This is a genomic window from Streptomyces sp. NPDC054956 (genome assembly GCF_053609185.1).
Genome location: NZ_JBSGXB010000047.1, coordinates 1 through 18,236, shown reverse-complemented (window position 1 = coordinate 18,236; position 18,236 = coordinate 1). Strand labels below are relative to the sequence as shown.

Genomic DNA, 18,236 nt, shown 5'->3' with positions numbered 1-18,236 from the left:
CGATTCGAAGTGGCCGCACCACGCTGTGCGGCGGCTGCATCACCCTCGGAAGGCTAGCGGCGGGCCTCCCGGTCGGCCATGGCGCCTCCACCGCCCCTCCACCGCCCCGCTCGGGGCGGTCGATCATCGTGGACATCCGTTAGTCCTTACCGAGTTGACGCAGCATCGGCCGATCTCGCGCCCCGGCCCCCGGATGCCCGCGCGGCTACGTACGAGTAGTTAACCGAGCACACGGATTGGGCCGGGCTGGAGTGGGAAGGGCTCCCGGGTACGCGCACGGCGCACCCCCTCCCCCGACCTCTCCCGCCACCCGAGTGAACGCGGACAGGAGCGGCCATGCCCGCAGCCCAGCCGTCTTCCGAGCGGCTAGAAACAGAGCGAACAGAGCGTGCACTACCAGCCGCCATGCCGGCTGGCCTGTCGTCACCGAGCCCTGCGAACTGCCCCCAGGTGATCCCATCATGATCGGTCGCATTCCCGTGCTGGACGTCCGCCCTGCCGTCGACTGCGGCGTCAGACCCGCCAAGGCGGTCGTCGACGAGGTCTTCGAGATCTCCGCCACCGTGTTCCGCGAAGGGCACGACGCCGTCGCCGCCCATGTCGTGCTCCGAGATCCGAGCGGGCGGCTGCGGCCTCCCGTGCCCCTGTCCGAGCTCGCTCCCGGGACCGACCGGTGGGGGGCGCGGGTGTCCGCCGAGGTGGAGGGGAGGTGGACCTACACCGTCGAGGCGTGGAGTGACCCGGTGGCCACCTGGCGGGCCCACGCGGCGATCAAGATCCCCGCCGGCATCGACGCGGGTCTGACGCTCCTCGAAGGCGCCGAGCTGTACGAACGGGCCGCCGCGAAGATTCCCAAGCGGGACGGGCGCGAGCACGTGCTCGCCGCCGTCGACGCCATGCGGGACGAGGACCGTGCCGTCGGCGCGCGGTACGAGGCCGCGCTGGCCCCGGCCGCCGCGGCGGCGCTCGCGAAGCGCCCGTACCGGGAGCTGGTCACCGCCTCCAAGCCGCTGCCGCTGCTGATCGAGCGCAAGCGGGCGCTCTTCGGTTCCTGGTACGAGATGTTCCCCCGGTCGGAGGGGGCGGTGCTGGAGCCCGGCGAGGCACCCGTCAGCGGGACCTTCAGGACGGCCGCCGAGCGGTTGCCGGCCATCGCCGCGATGGGTTTCGACGTCGTGTACCTGCCGCCGATCCACCCGATCGGCAGCACTTACCGCAAGGGCCCGAACAACACGCTGTCCGCCGGGAGTTGGGATCCGGGTGTGCCGTGGGCCATCGGGTCCACCGAGGGCGGCCACGACGCCGTCCACCCGGAGCTCGGCACCATCGAGGACTTCGACGCCTTCGTCGCCAAGGCCCGCGAGCTGCGGATCGAGGTGGCGCTGGACTTCGCCCTGCAGTGTTCCCCGGACCACCCGTGGGTGGAGAAGCACCCGGAGTGGTTCCGCCACCGGGCCGACGGGACGATCGCGTACGCGGAGAACCCGCCGAAGAAGTACCAGGACATCTTCCCGATCCACTTCGACACCGACATGGCCGGCATCGTCGAGGAGACGGTGCGGATCCTGCGGCACTGGATGGACCACGGGGTCCGGATCTTCCGGGTGGACAATCCGCACACCAAGCCGGTGGTGTTCTGGCAGAAGGTCATCGCGGACATCAACAAGTCCGACCCCGACGTGATCTTCCTCGCCGAGGCCTTCACCCGCCCCGCGATGATGCGGACCCTCGCCTCGATCGGCTTCCAGCAGTCCTACACGTACTTCACCTGGCGCAACACCAAGGCCGAGCTGACCGAGTACCTGACGGAGCTGGCGGACACCCGCTCCGCCTCCGTCATGCGGCCGAATTTCTTCGTCAACACCCCGGACATCCTGCACGCATACCTTCAGCACGGCGGCCGCCCCGCCTTCGAGGTCCGCGCGGTCCTCGCCGCCACCCTCTCCCCGACGTGGGGGGTCTACGCCGGTTACGAGCTCTGCGAGAACACCGCCGTCAAGGAGGGCAGCGAGGAGTACCTGAACTCCGAGAAGTACGAGCTGCGGCCGCGCGACTGGGCCGCCGCCGACCGCGAGGGTCGCACGATCGCCCCGCTGATCACCGCGCTGAACCGGCTGCGCCGCCGCAACCCCGCGCTCCAGCAGCTGCGCGACATCCATTTCCACCCGACCGACAACGAACACGTGATCGCCTATTCGAAGCACGCCGGGAGCAATTCCGTACTGGTGGTCGTCAACCTCGATCCGCACCACACCCAGGAGGCGACGGTCTCGTTGGACATGCCGGTACTCGGCCTCGACTGGCACGCGTCCCTCGCGGTGCGCGACGAGCTCACCGGCGAGACCTATCACTGGGGCAGGGCGAACTACGTGCGCCTAGAGCCGGGCCGCACGCCCGCGCACGTACTTGCCGCTCTGCGACCGTCCCCGCCCACCGGAGGGTCACCCACCACATGATGATCAACGATCCCGTCCACGACACCTTCGAGGACACCCCCGTCAAGGACCGCGATCCCGACTGGTTCAAGCGGGCGGTCTTCTACGAGGTCCTCGTCCGCTCCTTCCACGACAGCAACGGCGACGGCGTGGGTGACCTCAAGGGGCTCACCGCCAAGCTGGACTACCTCCAGTGGCTCGGCGTCGACTGCCTCTGGCTCCCGCCGTTCTTCGCCTCCCCGCTCCGCGACGGGGGCTACGACGTCTCCGACTACACCTCCGTGCTCCCGGAGTTCGGCGACCTCGCCGACTTCGTGGAGTTCGTGGACGCGGCGCACACCCGCGGCATGCGGGTGATCATCGACTTCGTCATGAACCACACGAGCGACCAGCACGAGTGGTTCCAGCAGTCCCGCAAGGACCCCGACGGGCCCTACGGCGACTACTACATGTGGGCCGACAACGACAAGCAGTACCAGGACGCCCGCATCATCTTCGTCGACACCGAGACCTCGAACTGGACGTACGACCCGGTCCGCAAGCAGTACTACTGGCACCGGTTCTTCTCCCACCAGCCGGACCTCAACTACGAGAACCCGGCCGTCGTCGAGGAGATCGTCTCGGCCCTCCGGTTCTGGCTCGACCTCGGCATCGACGGCTTCCGGCTCGACGCCGTGCCCTACCTCTACGCCGAGGAGGGCACCAACTGCGAGAACCTGCCGCGCACCCACCAGCTCCTCAAGCGGGTCCGCGCCGAGATCGACGCGCACTACCCGGACACCGTGCTGCTCGCCGAGGCCAACCAGTGGCCCGAGGACGTCGTCGACTACTTCGGCGACTTCGAGAAGGGCGGGGACGAGTGCCACATGGCCTTCCACTTCCCCGTCATGCCGCGCATCTTCATGGCCGTACGAAGAGAGTCCCGCTACCCGGTCTCCGAAATCCTGGCCAAGACCCCGGCGATCCCGGACCGCTGCCAGTGGGGCATCTTCCTGCGCAACCACGACGAGCTCACCCTCGAAATGGTCACGGACGAAGAGCGCGACTACATGTACGCCGAGTACGCCAAGGACCCGCGCATGCGGGCCAACATCGGCATCCGGCGCCGCCTCGCCCCGCTGCTGGACAACGACCGCAACCAGATGGAGCTGTTCACGGCCCTGCTGCTGTCGCTGCCCGGATCGCCGGTCCTCTACTACGGCGACGAGATCGGCATGGGCGACAACATCTGGCTCGGCGACCGCGACGGGGTGCGCACGCCGATGCAGTGGACGCCGGACCGCAACGCCGGTTTCTCCTCGTGCGATCCGGGCAGGCTGAACCTGCCGGTCATCATGGACCCGGTCCACGGGTACCAGGTCACCAATGTCGAGGCGGCCATGGCGTCGCCCTCCTCCTTGCTGCACTGGACCCGCCGGCTGATCGAGGTGCGCAAGGCGAACCCGGCGTTCGGGCTCGGCTCCTACACCGAACTGCCCTCGTCCAACCCGGCGGTGCTCGCCTTCCTCCGGGAGTTCGGCGACGACCTGGTGCTGTGCGTGCACAACTTCTCGCGCTTCGCGCAGCCCACCGAGCTGGATCTGCGGTCGTTCAACGGACGGGTCCCGGTGGAGCTGACGGGTGACGTCCGCTTCCCGCCGATCGGCGAATGGCCGTACCTGCTGACCCTGGCGGGCCACGGCTTCTACTGGTTCCGCCTGCGCTCCGAATAACAGCCCGGCCCGGGGGCGGGCGCGGCGAATGGGTCAACCGCCCGCCCCTGTACGGACCATCCTGACCCGACACTCGCACACACCGGAGAAGCAACTACCGCGATCCGGGACACTCTGCGCATTCTTTGACGGCCCGGGGAAAGGACGCGACGCCATGTCGGAGGCTGCATCCGCCCGGGATCGGCTCACCGCCGACCGGGCCGCCGGGCTCGGCCCACTGGAACCGATGCTGCGGGCCTGGCTGCCCGCGCAGCGCTGGTTCGCGGGCAAGGGCCGTGCCATCGGACGGCTGAGGACGATCTCGGCGGCCGAACTGCTGCCGCCCGGATCCGCCCCCGGACTCCTGCACCTGCTGCTGGACGTGGACGGGGACTGCTACCAGCTCCTGCTCGGGATCCGCCCCAGCCCACTGCCGCCCGCGCTCGCGCCCGCGCTGATCGGCCGCGCCGAGCAGGGCCCGTACGCCGGCCAGTCGGTCTACGAGGGCCTGGGCGATCCGCGGCTCGCCTCGCTGCTGCTGGAGCGGCTGCGCTCCCCCGGCACCCTGGGGCCACTCCGCTTCGACCGGGACCCGGCCGCGGTGATCCCGGCGGCCCCGGCGCCCCGGCCGCTGTCCGGGGAGCAGACCAACTCCTCGATGATCTACGGGGATTCGTACATCCTGAAGGTGTTCAGACGGGTCGGCCCCGGAGTCAACCCGGACCTGGAGCTGCCCCGGGCGCTGGCCGCCGCCGGCTGCGCCCGGGTGCCCGCGCCGGTCGCCTGGTACGAGGCCGAACTGCCCGGCTCCGAACCGCTGACCCTGGGCGTGCTCCAGCCGTACCTGCGCGGCTCCGACGACGGCTGGCAGCTCGCGCTGCGCCGCCTCGGCGCCGGGGCCGACTTCACCGCCGAGGCGCACGCGCTGGGCCGGGCCACCGCCGAGGTGCACAGCGCGCTGGCCGCGGCCCTGCCCACCCTCGCGCTGGGCCCCGAGCAGACGGCCCGGCTGGCCGCCGGGATGACCGCGCGGCTCGCCGCCACCGCCCGCGAGGTCCCCGCGCTGCGGCCCTACGAGGCGGGGCTGCGCGGCGCCTTCGACGCCCTGGCCGCCTCCCGGGGGGCCGGGGTGCCCGCCCAGCGGATCCACGGGGACCTGCACCTGGGACAGACCCTGCGCACCGCGGACGGCAGTTGGGCGCTGATCGACTTCGAGGGCGAGCCGGCCCGGCCGCTGGCCGACCGGCGCCGCCCCGAACCGGCGGTCCGCGACATCGCCGGGATACTGCGCTCCTTCGACTACGCCGCCCGCTCGCACCGGCCCTTCGCCCCCGCCTGGGCGGACGCCTGCCGGGCCGCCTTCTGCGAGGGCTACGCCCGCACGACCGGCCGGGACCCGCGCGAGGACCCCGTACTGCTGCGCGCCTACGAGACCGACAAGGCGGTGTACGAGGCCCGTTACGAGTCCCGGCACCGCCCCGACTGGCTGCACGTGCCGATGGCGGCGATCCGGCGGCTGTCCGAGCCGCAGGGTCCCCCCGCCCACCGCACGCATCCCCCCGCCCCCGGCTCCACCACCCCCCGCCCGAAGCCCCCGAGGAGGCCGCTCGCGTGAGCGCCGCACGACAGCCGTCACCGACCGTCCGCGAAGAAGCCGAGGCGGTGGCCGCCCCCGCCGGCGCGCTCGAGACGAGCGCGAAGAAGGCCCGGGCCCCGCGGGCCCGCCGGGCGGCACCGCCGCACGGGGTCCGGCCGGCGCCCGCACTCGGCGCGGAGGAACGGGCCCGGCTGCTGGAGGGCCGCCACCACGATCCGCACGGGGTGCTCGGTGCGCGCACCCAGCGGGGCGGGGTCTCCTTCCGCGTGCTGCGCCCGTACGCGAAGGCGGTCACCATCGTCGCCAAGGGGCTGCGGGCCGAGCTCTTCGACGACGGCGACGGGCTGTTCTCCGGGCTGCTGCCGCTGACCGGGGTGCCGGACTACCGGCTGCTGGTGACGTACGACAGCGACGAGGTGGAGGTCCACGACCCCTACCGCTTCCTGCCCGCGCTCGGCGAGCTCGACCTGCACCTGATCGGCGAGGGCCGCCACGAGGAGCTGTGGAGGGCGCTCGGCTCGGAGCCGATGGAGCACCAGGGCGTGGCCGGCACCCGGTTCACGGTGTGGGCCCCGAACGCCCAGGGCGTGCGCGTCACCGGGGACTTCTCGTACTGGGACTCGGTCGCCTACCCGATGCGCTCGCTCGGTTCCACCGGCGTGTGGGAGCTGTTCCTGCCGGGCGTCGGCGCGGGCGCCCTGTACAAGTACGACATCACGCGCCCGGACGGATCGCACACCCTGCGGGCCGACCCGATGGCCCGGCACGCGGAGGTCCCGCCGGCCAACGCCTCGGTGGTGACGGCCTCCTCCTACGTCTGGCAGGACGCGGAATGGATGGCCTCGCGCGGGGACCTCCCCGCGCACCAGGCCCCCTTCTCGGCGTACGAGCTGCACCTGGCGTCCTGGCGGCCCGGACTGTCCTACCGGCAGCTGGCCGAGCAGCTCCCCGCGTACGTGAAGGAGCTCGGCTTCACGCACGTGGAGTTCATGCCGGTCGCCGAGCACCCCTTCGGCGGCTCGTGGGGCTACCAGGTCACCGGCTTCTACGCGCCGACCTCCCGGATGGGCACCCCGGACGACTTCCGCTTCCTGGTGGACTCCCTGCACCGGGCCGGGATCGGGGTGATCGTCGACTGGGTGCCGGCGCACTTCCCGCGCGACGACTGGGCGCTGGCCGAGTTCGACGGGCGCCCGCTGTACGAGCACCACGACCCGCAGCGGGCCGCGCACCCGGACTGGGGGACGCTGGAGTTCGACTACGGGCGCCGGGAGGTCAGGAACTTCCTCGTCGCCAACGCCGTGTACTGGTGCCAGGAGTTCCACGTCGACGGGCTGCGCGTGGACGCGGTGGCCTCGATGCTCTACCTCGACTACTCGCGCGGCGAGGGCGAGTGGACGCCGAACGAGCACGGCGGGCGGGAGAACCTGGACGCGGTGGCCCTGCTCCAGGAGATGAACGCCACCGTCTACCGGCGCTGTCCGGGTGTGGTGACGATCGCCGAGGAGTCCACCGCGTGGCCGGGCGTCACCCGGCCCACCGACGCGGGCGGGCTCGGCTTCGGGCTGAAGTGGAACATGGGCTGGATGCACGACACCCTGCGCTACGCGTCGAAGGAGTCGGTGCACCGCAAGTACCACCACCACGACATGACCTTCGGGATGGTCTACGCGTTCAGCGAGAACTACGTGCTGCCGATCTCGCACGACGAGGTGGTGCACGGCAAGGGCTCGCTGGTGTCGAAGATGCCCGGGGACTGGTGGCAGCAGCGGGCCGCGCACCGGGCGTACCTGGGCTTCATGTGGGCCCACCCCGGCAAGCAACTGCTGTTCATGGGGCAGGAGTTCGCGCAGGGCTCGGAGTGGTCCGAGGTGTACGGGCCGGACTGGTGGCTGCTGGACTCCTCGTACGCGGCGGCCGGCGACCACCGGGGCGTACGCAGCCTCGTGGGCGACCTGAACCGCACCTACCGGGCGGCGCCCGCCCTGTGGGAGCGGGACACCGTGCCGGAGGGCTTCGCCTGGGTGGAGGGGGACGCGGCGGAGGACAACGTCTTCGCGTTCCTGCGGTTCGCGCAGGACGGCTCGCAGCTGCTGTGCGTCTCGAACTTCTCGCCGGTGGTCCGGCACGGGTACCGCCTCGGGGTCCCGGAGGAGGTCGCGCAGTGGCGGGAGGTGCTCAACACCGACCAGCAGCTCTACGGCGGCAGCGGCGTCCACCACGCCCGGCCGGTGCGGCCCGAGCCGGTGCCCGCGCAGGGGCGGGCGGCGAGCCTGCGCCTGACCCTCCCGCCGCTGGCGACGGTCTGGTTCAGGCCGGTGCCGTAGCCGGGGCGGCGGCCCGCCCTGCCCAGGCCGGGCGGGCGGGTGCCATGACGTCCTCCAGTTCCTGGAGGAGCTTGCGCTTGGCGCGGGCCCCGACCATCTGCCGGACGGGTTCGCCGTCGCGGAAGACGAGCAGGGTCGGCATGGACAGCACCCCGTACCGCGCGAGGGTGGCGGGGTTGGTGTCCGCGTCGATCTGGACGACCTTGAGCCGGCCCGCCTCCTCGGCGGCGACGGCGGACAGGACCGGGGCGAGCTGGCGGCACGGGCCGCACCAGTCGGCGGTGAACTCCACCAGGACGGGCCGGCCGCGCTCGCCGAGCACCTCCGCCTCGAAGTCCGCGTCGGTCACTTCGGCCACACCGGTTGCCTTCATGTTCATTCCCCTCTCGTCCCGGCCGGTCAGCCGGTCATCTCGCATCTGGGCCGTGCCGGCGCTTCTGCTTCTGCCGAGGCCGCGGCCGCGGCCGCGGCCTCGGCTTCCGCTTCGGCGAGCTGGCCCGCCACCTGGTCCCGTACGCCCGTGAGCCGGCCGATCAGGCCGTCCAGTTCGGCGAGCTTGCGCCGGTAGACGGCCAGCGAGGCCGGGCAGGAGTCGCCGGCCGGGTGGCCGGCGCGCAGGCACTCCACGAAGGGGCGGGTCTCCTCCAGGTCGAACCCGAAGTCCTGGAGCGTGCGGATCTCGCGGAGCAGCCGCAGGTCGTCCTCGTCGTAGGTGCGGTAGCCGTTGCCGTCGCGCCGTGCGGGGAGCAGGCCCCGCGACTCGTAGTACCGGAGCGTCCGCGTGCTGGTGCCCGCCCGCTCGGCCAGTTCGCCGATTCGCATGGCCCGACCGTAATCCTTGACGTCGACGTCAAGGCAAGAAGGGAAGGTGAGGGAGGCCCTCGCCACCCCCGTACGCGAGGGCCTCCGTACGGGAGCACGGAGCGGCGGGGTGGCCGGTTCGAGTCGGTCCGGTCCTTGTGAGGCGGATCACGCGCGGGGCTATCCCTGAGGGCGGCCGGAACCGTACGCTTGGAAGTGGATCACGGATCGATCCGATTACCGGACAGTCGCATTGAAAACCGACCAAAGCCCTTAACTCCATAGGACGTTCCTACGAGTTATGGGCTTGTTTGATTGGTCTGTAGTCGCCGCGCCTCGGCCACTCCTACGGTGTGCCGTGTGCACTCCAGCCCACCTTTCAATGCCCCCGCCGCGCGTCGTCTCCGCGCGGCCCTGGGCATGGCTCCCGGTCATGTCGCCTACGGCCTGCGTGCCCAGTACGGAATGGTCGTCACTCCCGAGACCGTGATGGCATGGGAGCGTGGCGAGATATCGCCGTCCTCCGCCGAGCTCACGGCCCTCGCGGGCGTGCTCTGGTGTTCCCCCGCGGAGCTCCTGGCCGAGCCGGTCACCTTGCGCGAGCACCGGATGGCCAGGGGGCTGGCCGCCGAGGACCTGGCCCGGCGGATCGGCCTGGAGGCGGGCTCCTACCAGAAGATGGAGGACTCCGGCCGCTGGAAGGGCAACGAGCGGCAGTCCGCCGCCCTGGCCACGGCGCTGGGACTGACCCTGGCCCAGTTCGTGACCGCGACCGGCAAGCACGAGGAACTGGCCGACCTGCTGCGCAGCGCGGTCACCACGCGCTGGCAGGCGTACACGAAGCCGCTCGCCAAGCTGCTGCCGGTGCCCAAGGCCCATCTGGAGCGGGTGCTGGAGCAGCTGCACGGGGAGTACCAGTCGAGGATGGTGGCGACGCTGAGCTGGGGCGGCGGGCAGGGCGAGGCCGGCAGCGGCGACTCGGGGCGCGAGTACCTCGCGGACATCGTGGACCGGTTCTGGAACCTCGCGGGCGGTGCGGCGTAGGACACATTCCGCCCGCGGATCCCCTACGGGAAAGGCCCCGATCGCGTCCACACGAGGACGGGATCGGGGCCTTTCGGCGTGCGAAGTCGGGGCGGAGGTCCCGCCCCGGGGCCCTTCGGTCCTCCGGATCCGGAGGGGGAAAGGCCCTGGCGGGAAGGTCAGAAGACCGACTCCGCCTCGTACATGCGGTTCTCGGGAACGGTCTTCAGCTCGGTGACCGCGGAGGCCAGCGGGGCCATGACGATGTCGGTGCCGCGCAGGGCGGTCATGTTGCCGAAGTCGCCGCGGTGGACTCCCTCGACCGCGTGCCAGCCGAACCGGGTCGCGAGGACGCGGTCGTAGGCCGTGGGGGTGCCGCCGCGCTGGACGTGGCCGAGGATGACCGGACGGGCTTCCTTGCCCAGGCGCCGCTCCAGCTCGACGGCGAGGCGGTTGCCGATGCCGGCGAAGCGCTCGTGGCCGTACTGGTCGATCGCGCCCTTCTCGTACGGCATGGAGCCCTCGGCCGGGTGCGCGCCTTCGGCGACACAGACGACGGCGAACTTCTTACCGCGGGCGAATCGTTCTTCCACCATCTTCACCAGGGCGTCCACCTCGAAGGGGCGCTCCGGCAGGCAGATCCCGTGGGCGCCGCCGGCCATGCCGGACTCCAGGGCGATCCAGCCGGCGTGCCGGCCCATCACCTCGACGACCATGACGCGCTGGTGGGACTCCGCGGTGGTCTTGAGGCGGTCGATGGCCTCGGTGGCGACCATGACGGCGGTGTCGAAGCCGAAGGTGCGGTCGGTGGAGGAGATGTCGTTGTCGATCGTCTTCGGCACGCCGACGACGGGCATGCCGGCGTCCGACAGCATCCGGGCGGCGGTCAGGGTGCCCTCGCCGCCGATCGGGATCAGCGCGTCGATGTCGTACCGCTTCGCCAGCTCCTGCGCGTTCTCGGCCGCCTCGTGCAGCCGGGCGCGCTCCATCCGGGCTGAACCGAGAATCGTGCCGCCGCGGGCGAGAATGCCGCTGACCGCGTTGATGTCGAGGGGGCGGTAGTTGCCGTCGAGGAGGCCCTTGAACCCGTCTTCGAAGCCGATGACCTCGTCCCCGTGCCCGACCACGGCACGGTGTACGACCGAACGGATGACAGCGTTCAAGCCCGGGCAGTCGCCGCCTGCGGTGAGAACTCCGATACGCATCGTGCTGTGTCTCCTGCTCCTGGTCGTACCTGGCCGTTCGCGTGCGGGCGCCCGGCCGACCGACTGTTCATATGAGATGCCGTATGAGGTGCCGTATGAAGGGCGTATTTGATGAAGCCTGTCCGATTGTTCCACGGGCCCCGGGTGGTGCGCGCTCCGTGGCACCCCGCCCGAGGGGGACCCGCAGGGCCTTTCGGCCCCCTCCAGGGGCCCTTCTCCCGGCGGGCGTCCTAAGGAATCGCAGGGGTATTGTCAAGAGGTCAAGCCCACATTAACTGGGACAACCGACTCGAATTGGGACGGAGAGCACGCGTGACGCGCAGCGTGTACGTGACGGGGATCGAGCGGGGGGACGGCCGCCAGGTCGTCGAGCTGGGCATCATGGAGCTCCTGACCCGCCAGACAGGCCGGGTGGGCGTCTACCGCCCCCTGTTGCACGACGGGCCCGACCGGCTCTTCGATCTGCTCAAGGGCCGCTACCGGATCGACCAGGACGCCTCGACGGCCTACGGCATGGAGTACCACGAGGCCTCCATCATCCTGGCCGAGAAGGGCACGGACGAGCTGGTGTCCCAGCTGGTCGGCCGCTACCACCAGGTGGCCCGGGACTACGAGGTCATGCTGGTCCTCGGCACCGACTACGCCGACACGAACCTCCCCGACGAGCTGGCGCTCAACGCCCGCCTCGCCAACGAGCTGGGCGCGCTGGTCATCCCCGTCGTGGGAGGCACCAAGCATCCCGCCGAGGCCGTGCGCGCCGAGACCCGCAACGCGTACCGCGCGTACGAGGGCCTGGGCTGCCACGTGGGCGCGATGGTCGTCAACCGGGTGGCCCCCGAGGACCGCGAGGCGATAGCCGAACGCCTGGCCGCCCGGCTCCCCGTACCCTGCTACGTCCTGCCGGACGACAAGCACCTGTCCGCCCCGACGGTCGCCCAGATCACCCAGGCGCTCGGCGGCGAGGTGCTCCTGGGCGACGAGGCCGGACTGGCCCGCGACGCCCTGGACTTCGTCTTCGGCGGAGCCATGCTGCCGAACTTCCTCAACGCCCTGACCCCCGGCTGCCTCGTCGTCACCCCCGGGGACCGGGCCGACCTGGTCATCGGCGCGCTCGCCGCGCACACCTCGGGCACCCCGGCGATCGCCGGCGTGCTGCTGACCCTGAACGAGCGCCCCGGCAAGGACATCCTGACGCTGGCCTCGAAGCTGGCTCCGGGCACGCCGGTCGTCTCGGTGGCCGGCAACAGCTTCCCGACGGCCGCCGAGCTCTTCTCCCTGCAGAGCCGGCTCAACTCCGCGACCCCGCGCAAGCTGGAGACCGCGCTCGGCCTGTTCGAACGCCACGTGGACACCGCCGAACTGCGCGAGGTGCTCTCGGTGGCCCGCTCCGAGCGCGTCACCCCGATGATGTTCGAGCACGAGCTGCTGGAGCGGGCCCGCTCCGAGCGCCGCCGCGTGGTGCTCCCCGAGGGCACCGAGGAGCGCGTGCTGCGCGCCGCGGACGTGGTCCTGCGCCGCGGGGTCTGCGACCTCACCCTGCTGGGCGAGGAGCCGGCGATCCTGAAGAAGGCCGCCGACCTGGGGATCGACATCTCGGGCGCCCAGCTGATCGACCCGGCGACCTCCCCGCTGCGGGAACGCTTCTCCGAGTACTACGCCAAGGCCCGCGCCCACAAGGGCATGACGGTCGAGCTGGCCAACGACGTGGTCACCGACGTCAATTACTTCGGCACCCTGATGGTCCAGGAGGGCCTCGCCGACGGCATGGTCTCCGGCTCGGTGCACTCCACCGCCGCCACCATCCGCCCGGCCTTCGAGATCATCAAGACCAAGCCCGACGCGTCGATCGTCTCCTCGGTCTTCTTCATGTGCCTGGCCGACAAGGTCCTCGCGTACGGCGACTGCGCCGTCAACCCGGACCCCAACGCCGAGCAGCTCGCCGACATCGCCGTCCAGTCGGCGGCCACCGCGGCCGCGTTCGGGCTGGAGCCGCGGATCGCGATGCTCTCGTACTCGACGGGCACCTCCGGTTCGGGCGTGGACGTGGACAAGGTCCGCAAGGCCACCGAGATCGTCCGCGAGCAGCGCCCCGACCTGCTGATCGAGGGTCCGATCCAGTACGACGCCGCCGTGGAGCCCTCGGTCGCCGCGACCAAGCTGCCCGAGTCCGAGGTGGCCGGCCGCGCGACGGTGCTGATCTTCCCGGACCTCAACACCGGCAACAACACGTACAAGGCCGTGCAGCGTTCGGCCGGCGCGGTGGCGGTCGGACCGGTCCTGCAGGGCCTGCGCAAGCCCGTCAACGACCTCTCCCGCGGTGCCCTGGTCCAGGACATCGTCACCACCGTGGCCATCACGGCGATCCAGGCCCAGTCCCAGCCCGTGGCCGGCTGACCCCTCCCCCACCGAGCCCCCACCGCAAAGGAAAGACCCCCATCGTGACCGCATCGCGCGTACTCGTCCTCAACTCCGGCTCCTCGTCGGTGAAGTACCAGCTGCTCGACATGGCGGACTCCTCCCGCCTGGCGGTCGGCCTGGTGGAGCGCATCGGCGAGGAGACCTCCAGGCTCGTGCACGAGCCGCTGAGCGGCCCGGGTGCCGCCGACGGCAAGCGCGAGCAGGTCGGCCCGATCGCGGACCACGAGGCCGCGCTCAAGGCCGTCGCGGCGGAGCTGGCCGCCGACGGCCTGGGCCTGGACTCGCCCGAACTGGCGGCCGTGGGCCACCGGGTGGTGCACGGCGGGACCAAGTTCACCCACCCGACGCTGATCGACGACGCGGTGCTGGCCGAGATCCGCGGCCTGATCCCGCTCGCGCCGCTGCACAACCCGGCGAACGTGACGGGCATCGAGGTGGCCCGCTCCCTGCGCCCGGACCTGCCGCAGGTGGCGGTCTTCGACACGGCCTTCCACTCGACGATGCCGGAGCACGTGGCCCGGTACGCGATCGACGCCGCGACGGCCGACAAGTACTCCATCCGGCGGTACGGGTTCCACGGCACCTCCCACGCCTACGTCGCCCGGGCCACGGCCCGGCTCCTCGGCAAGCCCGAGGAGGACGTGAACGTGATCGTGCTCCACCTGGGCAACGGCGCCTCGGCCTCGGCCGTCCACGGCGGGGTGTGCGTGGAGACATCGATGGGCCTGACCCCGCTGGAGGGCCTGGTCATGGGCACCCGTTCGGGCGATCTGGACCCGGCGGTCGTCTTCCACCTGGCGCGCGTGGGCGGCATGTCGATCGACGAGATCGACTCGCTGCTCAACAAGAAGAGCGGTCTGCTGGGTCTGTGCGGCGACAACGACATGCGCGAGGTGCAGCGCCGGGCGGAGGAGGGCGACGCCTCCGCCCGCCTGGCGCTGGCCTCGTACATCCACCGGCTGAAGAAGTACATCGGCGCGTACTCGGCGGTCCTGGGCCGGGTGGACGCGGTGGCCTTCACGGCCGGCGTGGGAGAGAACTCCTCCTCCATCCGGGAGATGGCCCTGGCCGGGCTGGAGGAGCTGGGTCTGGCGCTCGACCTGGAGGCCAACGGCGTACGGTCCCCCGAGCCGCGGCTGGTCTCCGCGGAGTACGCCCGGGTGGCCGTGGCCGTGGTCCCGACGGACGAGGAGCTGGAGATCGCCAGCCAGACCTACGCCCTGGTTACCGGTTAGTCACTTTGGACTTTCCACCAGACGGAATATTCCGCTACGAAACAAACCGATAGGATCGCCTCCATGCGCCGTTCCAAAATCGTCTGCACGCTGGGCCCCGCCGTCGACTCGTATGAGCAGCTGAAAGCGCTCGTCGAGGCCGGTATGAACGTGGCCCGATTCAACTTCAGCCACGGCTCCCAGGCAGAACACCAGGAGCGGTACGACCGCGTCCGGAAGGTCTCCGAGGACACCGGGCGCGCGGTCGGCGTCCTCGCCGACCTCCAGGGCCCGAAGATCCGTCTGGAAACCTTCGCCGAGGGTCCCGTCGAGCTCGTCCGCGGTGACGAGTTCACCATCACCACCGAGGACGTCCCGGGCGACAAGTCCATCTGCGGCACGACCTACAAGGGTCTGCCGGGGGACGTCTCCAAGGGCGACCAGGTCCTGATCAACGACGGCAACGTCGAGCTCCGGGTGACCGAGGTCGACGGCCCGCGGGTCAAGACCATCGTCATCGAGGGCGGTGTCATCTCGGACCACAAGGGCATCAACCTGCCGGGTGCCGCCGTCAACGTCCCCGCCCTGTCGGAGAAGGACGTCGACGACCTGCGCTTCGCGCTGCGGATGGGCTGCGACATGGTCGCCCTGTCCTTCGTCCGCGACGCCAACGACGTCAAGGACGTCCACAAGGTCATGGACGAGGAGGGCCGCCGGGTCCCCGTCATCGCCAAGGTCGAGAAGCCGCAGGCCGTCGCCAACATGGAGGGCGTCGTAGCCGCCTTCGACGCGGTCATGGTGGCCCGTGGCGACCTGGCCGTCGAGTACCCGCTCGAGAAGGTCCCGATGGTGCAGAAGCGCCTCGTGGAGATGTGCCGCCGCAACGCCAAGCCGGTGATCGTCGCGACCCAGATGATGGAGTCGATGATCACCAACTCGCGCCCGACGCGCGCCGAGGCGTCCGACGTCGCCAACGCGATCCTCGACGGGGCGGACGCGGTCATGCTGTCCGCCGAGTCCTCGGTCGGCGCCTACCCGATCGAGACCGTCAAGACGATGTCGAAGATCGTCGAGGCGGCCGAGGAGGAGCTCCTGTCCAAGGGCCTCCAGCCGCTGGTCCCGGGCAAGAAGCCCCGCACCCAGGGCGGCTCCGTCGCCCGCGCGGCCTGCGAGATCGCGGACTTCCTGGACGGCAAGGCCCTGGTCGCCTTCACCCACTCCGGTGACACCGCCCGCCGCCTGTCGCGCTACCGCGCGATCCAGCCGATCCTGGCCTTCACCACGGACGCCGGCACCCGCAACCAGCTCACCCTGAGCTGGGGCGTCGAGTCCTACGTCGTCCCGCACGTGGACAACACCGACGCCATGGTCGACCTCGTGGACGCCGAGCTGCTCAAGCTGGGCCGCTACAACACGGGCGACACCATGGTCGTCACCGCCGGCTCGCCCCCCGGCGTCCCGGGCACGACCAACATGGTCCGCGTCCACCACCTGGGCGGCGGCGCCCGCGACTGACCTCGCACCCGCCGCACCGCTTGAACTCTGCCGCACAGAGACCGAGGGCGGCACCCCGATCCGATGAGGATCAGGGTGCCGCCCTCGGTGCGTACGGCTCCTCGCGGGACCGACTGTTCACGTCGCTGGAGCGACTACTCGGCCGGGCCGATGTAGTTCTTGAGGCCCGGGACGGTCAGCGTGCCGCCGAACTGGCCGGCCTGGACGACCTTGACGTTCGTGAAGAACGCGAAGGGGACGTTCAGGGGCGGCGGGCTGTTCGGGGTGAACTCGATCGGGATCAGGCCGAAGAGGTTGCCCTTGAGGCTCTCGGTGTACATCGTCACCTTGGCCCCGCGGATCTTCGACGTCGAGCCCGGACGGGACTTCAGGTGGGCGACCTGCCCGCCCTTGCCGACCGTTTGGTACAGGTCCTTGATGTCCAGCGAGTCCGCCGTGAACTTCAGGACCTTCTTGGTCTTGCCGCCCGCCGTCTTCACCTCGACGATGCCCTCGTAGTCGAGGCCGTAGAGGGTCAGCAGCGAGCTGTCGAGGTACCAGGGCTCGTCCGGGAGCAGCGGGATGCCCTGCTCCAGTTCGGCGTCCGCCAGTGCCTTGGCGTCGTAGGTCGGGCAGGGGAAGGGTTCCTTCCCGTCCGCGTCCTTCTTCTCCCCGGCCTTGTCCTCGTCCTTCGCCTTGTCCGCGCCGGTCTCGTCCTTCGGCGTGGTCTTGGTGTCCTTGACCTCGTCGGAGAGCTCCTCGACCTCGGCGCCGGCCTTCTTCGCGGCGTCGCGGATCGCGTCCGCGGCCGGGTCGGGCGCGACGGCCGGCTTCTCCTCCGGCTTCGGGGCCGCCGGAGCGGGCGCGGTCGCGTCGGGGTCGTTGCGCAGCGGCTTGCCGAGGTTGTCGAAGAAGCCCTTGATGGCGTCGCCGACACCCAGCGGGTCCAGCGGGTTGGAGGCCTTGGCCGCCACGGGAGCCACCGGAGGCTGGGCCGGCTGCTCGGCGGGCTTCTCCGCCGGCTGGGACGCCGACGGGCTCGCGCTCGGAGAAGGCACCACGTCGGGCGTCTTGCCCGGCGAGGGCTTCGCCTGCGGGGTCTTCTTCGCATCGGTCTTGGAGGGCGTCTTCGACGGCGACGGGGATGCCGACTCCGCGGGCTCGTCGGACCGCGTCACGCACGGGCCGGGCGCGAAGGGGATCTCCTGCTCGTCGGCCACGGCCAACTTGGGCGCCATGCTCATGCCGACGAAGACCGCCGTCGGCATAGCCGCCAGCGCCATCGTCTTGCCGACGGGTATCTGGAACTTGGTCAGCAGCGACTTCCTGGGCGCCGCGTGGCGCGGGCCCTTCCTCTCACGGGAATCCGCACCCGGGGCCTCGCCCCGCTGCGTCTCGTCACCCCGCACTGTTCCTCCCGCCATCGGCGTGGGCAGTCGTCTCGCTCGCGTATGCCGTTTCCGTCGCGCGGGGGCCCGGGACGCCCTGGGGTCCCGCCATCGCCTCCGCCTTGCCCAGGGCCACGGTCTGCGCCGTGTTCCCGGCGTCCGCCGTGTCCTGCGCGTCGCTCTCGTCCGCCGGCCGGCCCGGTACCCAGGCCAGCGCGAGGCCGCCGCCGACCATGGAGAGGATGAGGCCCAGGCCGAAGCCGCCGAGGTTGGACACCGGCAGGGACACGAGCCCCAGCAGGATCGCGGCGACGCCCGCGAAGATGCGTACGCCCTGCTGGAACCAGAGCGTCAGCCCCAGCGTTGCCAGGAGGACGCCGATGATCAGCGAGCCGGCACCGGCCGTCGTCGCCATCGCGATGGTGACGTTGCCGAGGCGTACGTCCGCGTACGGGAAGTACGCGATGGGGAAGCCGGCGATGAGCGTGATCAGTCCGGCCCAGAAGGGGCGGTGACCGCTCCACGCGTGGAAGCGGTAGTACACCATCGTGAGCCAGGCGTCGTCTTCGGCGCGCACGTAAACCGGGGCCTGGGGGTTCATGGACAACAGCTCCCTGGAAACGGGTGGTACTGAGAACTATGT

At 70.9% G+C, this 18,236-nt stretch carries 12 protein-coding genes and 1 pseudogene; 8 read left to right on the top strand and 5 right to left on the bottom strand.

Going from position 1 to position 18,236, the window contains the following annotated elements; translation table 11 throughout:
- The first annotated feature begins 461 nt into the window (after positions 1-461).
- The 4 genes and pseudogenes from ACWGDE_RS11515 to glgB all read left to right on the top strand — a co-directional run.
- On the top strand, positions 462-2,456 hold the full coding sequence (locus ACWGDE_RS11515; protein ID WP_453388762.1) for a maltotransferase domain-containing protein: 1,995 nt from the start codon (positions 462-464) through the stop codon (positions 2,454-2,456).
- Entirely contained in the window at positions 2,453-4,147 is a 1,695-nt protein-coding gene (gene treS / locus ACWGDE_RS11510; protein WP_453388761.1) for a maltose alpha-D-glucosyltransferase, read from the top strand. Before ACWGDE_RS11515 ends, treS begins: the two co-directional genes overlap by 4 nt.
- 154 nt (positions 4,148-4,301) lie before the next feature.
- Positions 4,302-5,741, top strand: a complete 1,440-nt coding sequence (locus ACWGDE_RS11505; RefSeq protein ID WP_453388760.1) for a maltokinase N-terminal cap-like domain-containing protein — start codon at positions 4,302-4,304, stop codon at positions 5,739-5,741.
- A pseudogene (gene glgB, locus ACWGDE_RS11500) lies at positions 5,714-8,050 on the top strand (1,4-alpha-glucan branching enzyme); the annotation flags it as partial. The gene ACWGDE_RS11505 and the pseudogene glgB, both read left to right, overlap by 28 nt.
- Here glgB and ACWGDE_RS11495 read toward each other — a convergent pair.
- Positions 8,034-8,429 (bottom strand): thioredoxin family protein, encoded by a 396-nt coding sequence (locus ACWGDE_RS11495; protein WP_453388759.1) that lies wholly within the window; start codon positions 8,427-8,429, stop codon positions 8,034-8,036. The pseudogene glgB and the gene ACWGDE_RS11495 sit on opposite strands and share 17 nt — an antisense overlap.
- Before the next feature lie 20 nt (positions 8,430-8,449).
- Positions 8,450-8,872, bottom strand: coding sequence for a MerR family transcriptional regulator (locus ACWGDE_RS11490; protein WP_453388758.1), 423 nt, complete (start codon positions 8,870-8,872; stop codon positions 8,450-8,452).
- A 399-nt stretch (positions 8,873-9,271) separates the two neighbouring features.
- Between ACWGDE_RS11490 and ACWGDE_RS11485 the strand changes: the two genes are divergently transcribed.
- A complete protein-coding gene (locus ACWGDE_RS11485) occupies positions 9,272-9,895 on the top strand; it encodes a helix-turn-helix domain-containing protein (RefSeq protein WP_453388757.1) in 624 nt (207 codons plus the stop codon).
- Between the two features lie 158 nt (positions 9,896-10,053).
- On the opposite strand, the gene ACWGDE_RS11480 is transcribed toward ACWGDE_RS11485, so the two are convergent.
- Complete coding sequence (locus ACWGDE_RS11480) at positions 10,054-11,079, bottom strand: ATP-dependent 6-phosphofructokinase (protein ID WP_453388756.1); 1,026 nt, start codon at positions 11,077-11,079, stop codon at positions 10,054-10,056.
- 312 nt (positions 11,080-11,391) lie between these two features.
- On the opposite strand from ACWGDE_RS11480, the gene pta reads away from it, so the two are divergent.
- The 3 genes from pta (at position 11,392) to pyk (ending at position 16,226) form a co-directional block, all read left to right on the top strand.
- Positions 11,392-13,473 carry a phosphate acetyltransferase gene (pta, locus tag ACWGDE_RS11475; RefSeq protein ID WP_453388755.1) on the top strand — a complete coding sequence of 694 codons (2,082 nt, stop codon included), beginning with the start codon at positions 11,392-11,394 and terminating at the stop codon, positions 13,471-13,473.
- A gap of 44 nt (positions 13,474-13,517) precedes the next feature.
- Positions 13,518-14,732 (top strand): acetate kinase, encoded by a 1,215-nt coding sequence (locus ACWGDE_RS11470; protein ID WP_453388754.1) that lies wholly within the window; start codon positions 13,518-13,520, stop codon positions 14,730-14,732.
- A 63-nt stretch (positions 14,733-14,795) separates the two neighbouring features.
- The gene (pyk, locus tag ACWGDE_RS11465; RefSeq protein WP_453388753.1) at positions 14,796-16,226 is read left to right on the top strand and encodes a pyruvate kinase; all 1,431 of its coding nucleotides are present in this window, start codon (positions 14,796-14,798) and stop codon (positions 16,224-16,226) included.
- A 134-nt stretch (positions 16,227-16,360) separates the two neighbouring features.
- Here pyk and ACWGDE_RS11460 read toward each other — a convergent pair whose 3' ends face one another.
- Both ACWGDE_RS11460 and ACWGDE_RS11455 read right to left on the bottom strand, forming a co-directional pair.
- Entirely contained in the window at positions 16,361-17,614 is a 1,254-nt protein-coding gene (locus ACWGDE_RS11460) for a hypothetical protein (RefSeq protein WP_453388752.1), read from the bottom strand.
- Positions 17,604-18,194, bottom strand: coding sequence for a DUF6114 domain-containing protein (locus tag ACWGDE_RS11455; protein ID WP_453388751.1), 591 nt, complete (start codon positions 18,192-18,194; stop codon positions 17,604-17,606). The genes ACWGDE_RS11460 and ACWGDE_RS11455 overlap by 11 nt, the downstream gene beginning before the upstream one ends.
- Between the last annotated feature and the right edge of the window lie 42 nt (positions 18,195-18,236).

Excerpts from the sequence above, each read along its gene's own strand:
- ACWGDE_RS11455 (WP_453388751.1), bottom strand. The coding sequence starts at position 18,194 with ATGAACCCCCAGGCCCCGGTTTACGTGCGCGCCGAAGACGACGCCTGG.
- ACWGDE_RS11480 (WP_453388756.1), bottom strand. The coding sequence starts at position 11,079 with ATGCGTATCGGAGTTCTCACCGCAGGCGGCGACTGCCCGGGCTTGAAC.
- ACWGDE_RS11505 (WP_453388760.1), top strand. The coding sequence starts at position 4,302 with ATGTCGGAGGCTGCATCCGCCCGGGATCGGCTCACCGCCGACCGGGCC.
- treS (WP_453388761.1), top strand. The coding sequence starts at position 2,453 with ATGATGATCAACGATCCCGTCCACGACACCTTCGAGGACACCCCCGTC.
- pyk (WP_453388753.1), top strand. The coding sequence starts at position 14,796 with ATGCGCCGTTCCAAAATCGTCTGCACGCTGGGCCCCGCCGTCGACTCG.
- ACWGDE_RS11495 (WP_453388759.1), bottom strand. The coding sequence starts at position 8,429 with ATGAACATGAAGGCAACCGGTGTGGCCGAAGTGACCGACGCGGACTTC.
- ACWGDE_RS11515 (WP_453388762.1), top strand. The coding sequence starts at position 462 with ATGATCGGTCGCATTCCCGTGCTGGACGTCCGCCCTGCCGTCGACTGC.
- ACWGDE_RS11485 (WP_453388757.1), top strand. The coding sequence starts at position 9,272 with ATGGCTCCCGGTCATGTCGCCTACGGCCTGCGTGCCCAGTACGGAATG.
- ACWGDE_RS11490 (WP_453388758.1), bottom strand. The coding sequence starts at position 8,872 with ATGCGAATCGGCGAACTGGCCGAGCGGGCGGGCACCAGCACGCGGACG.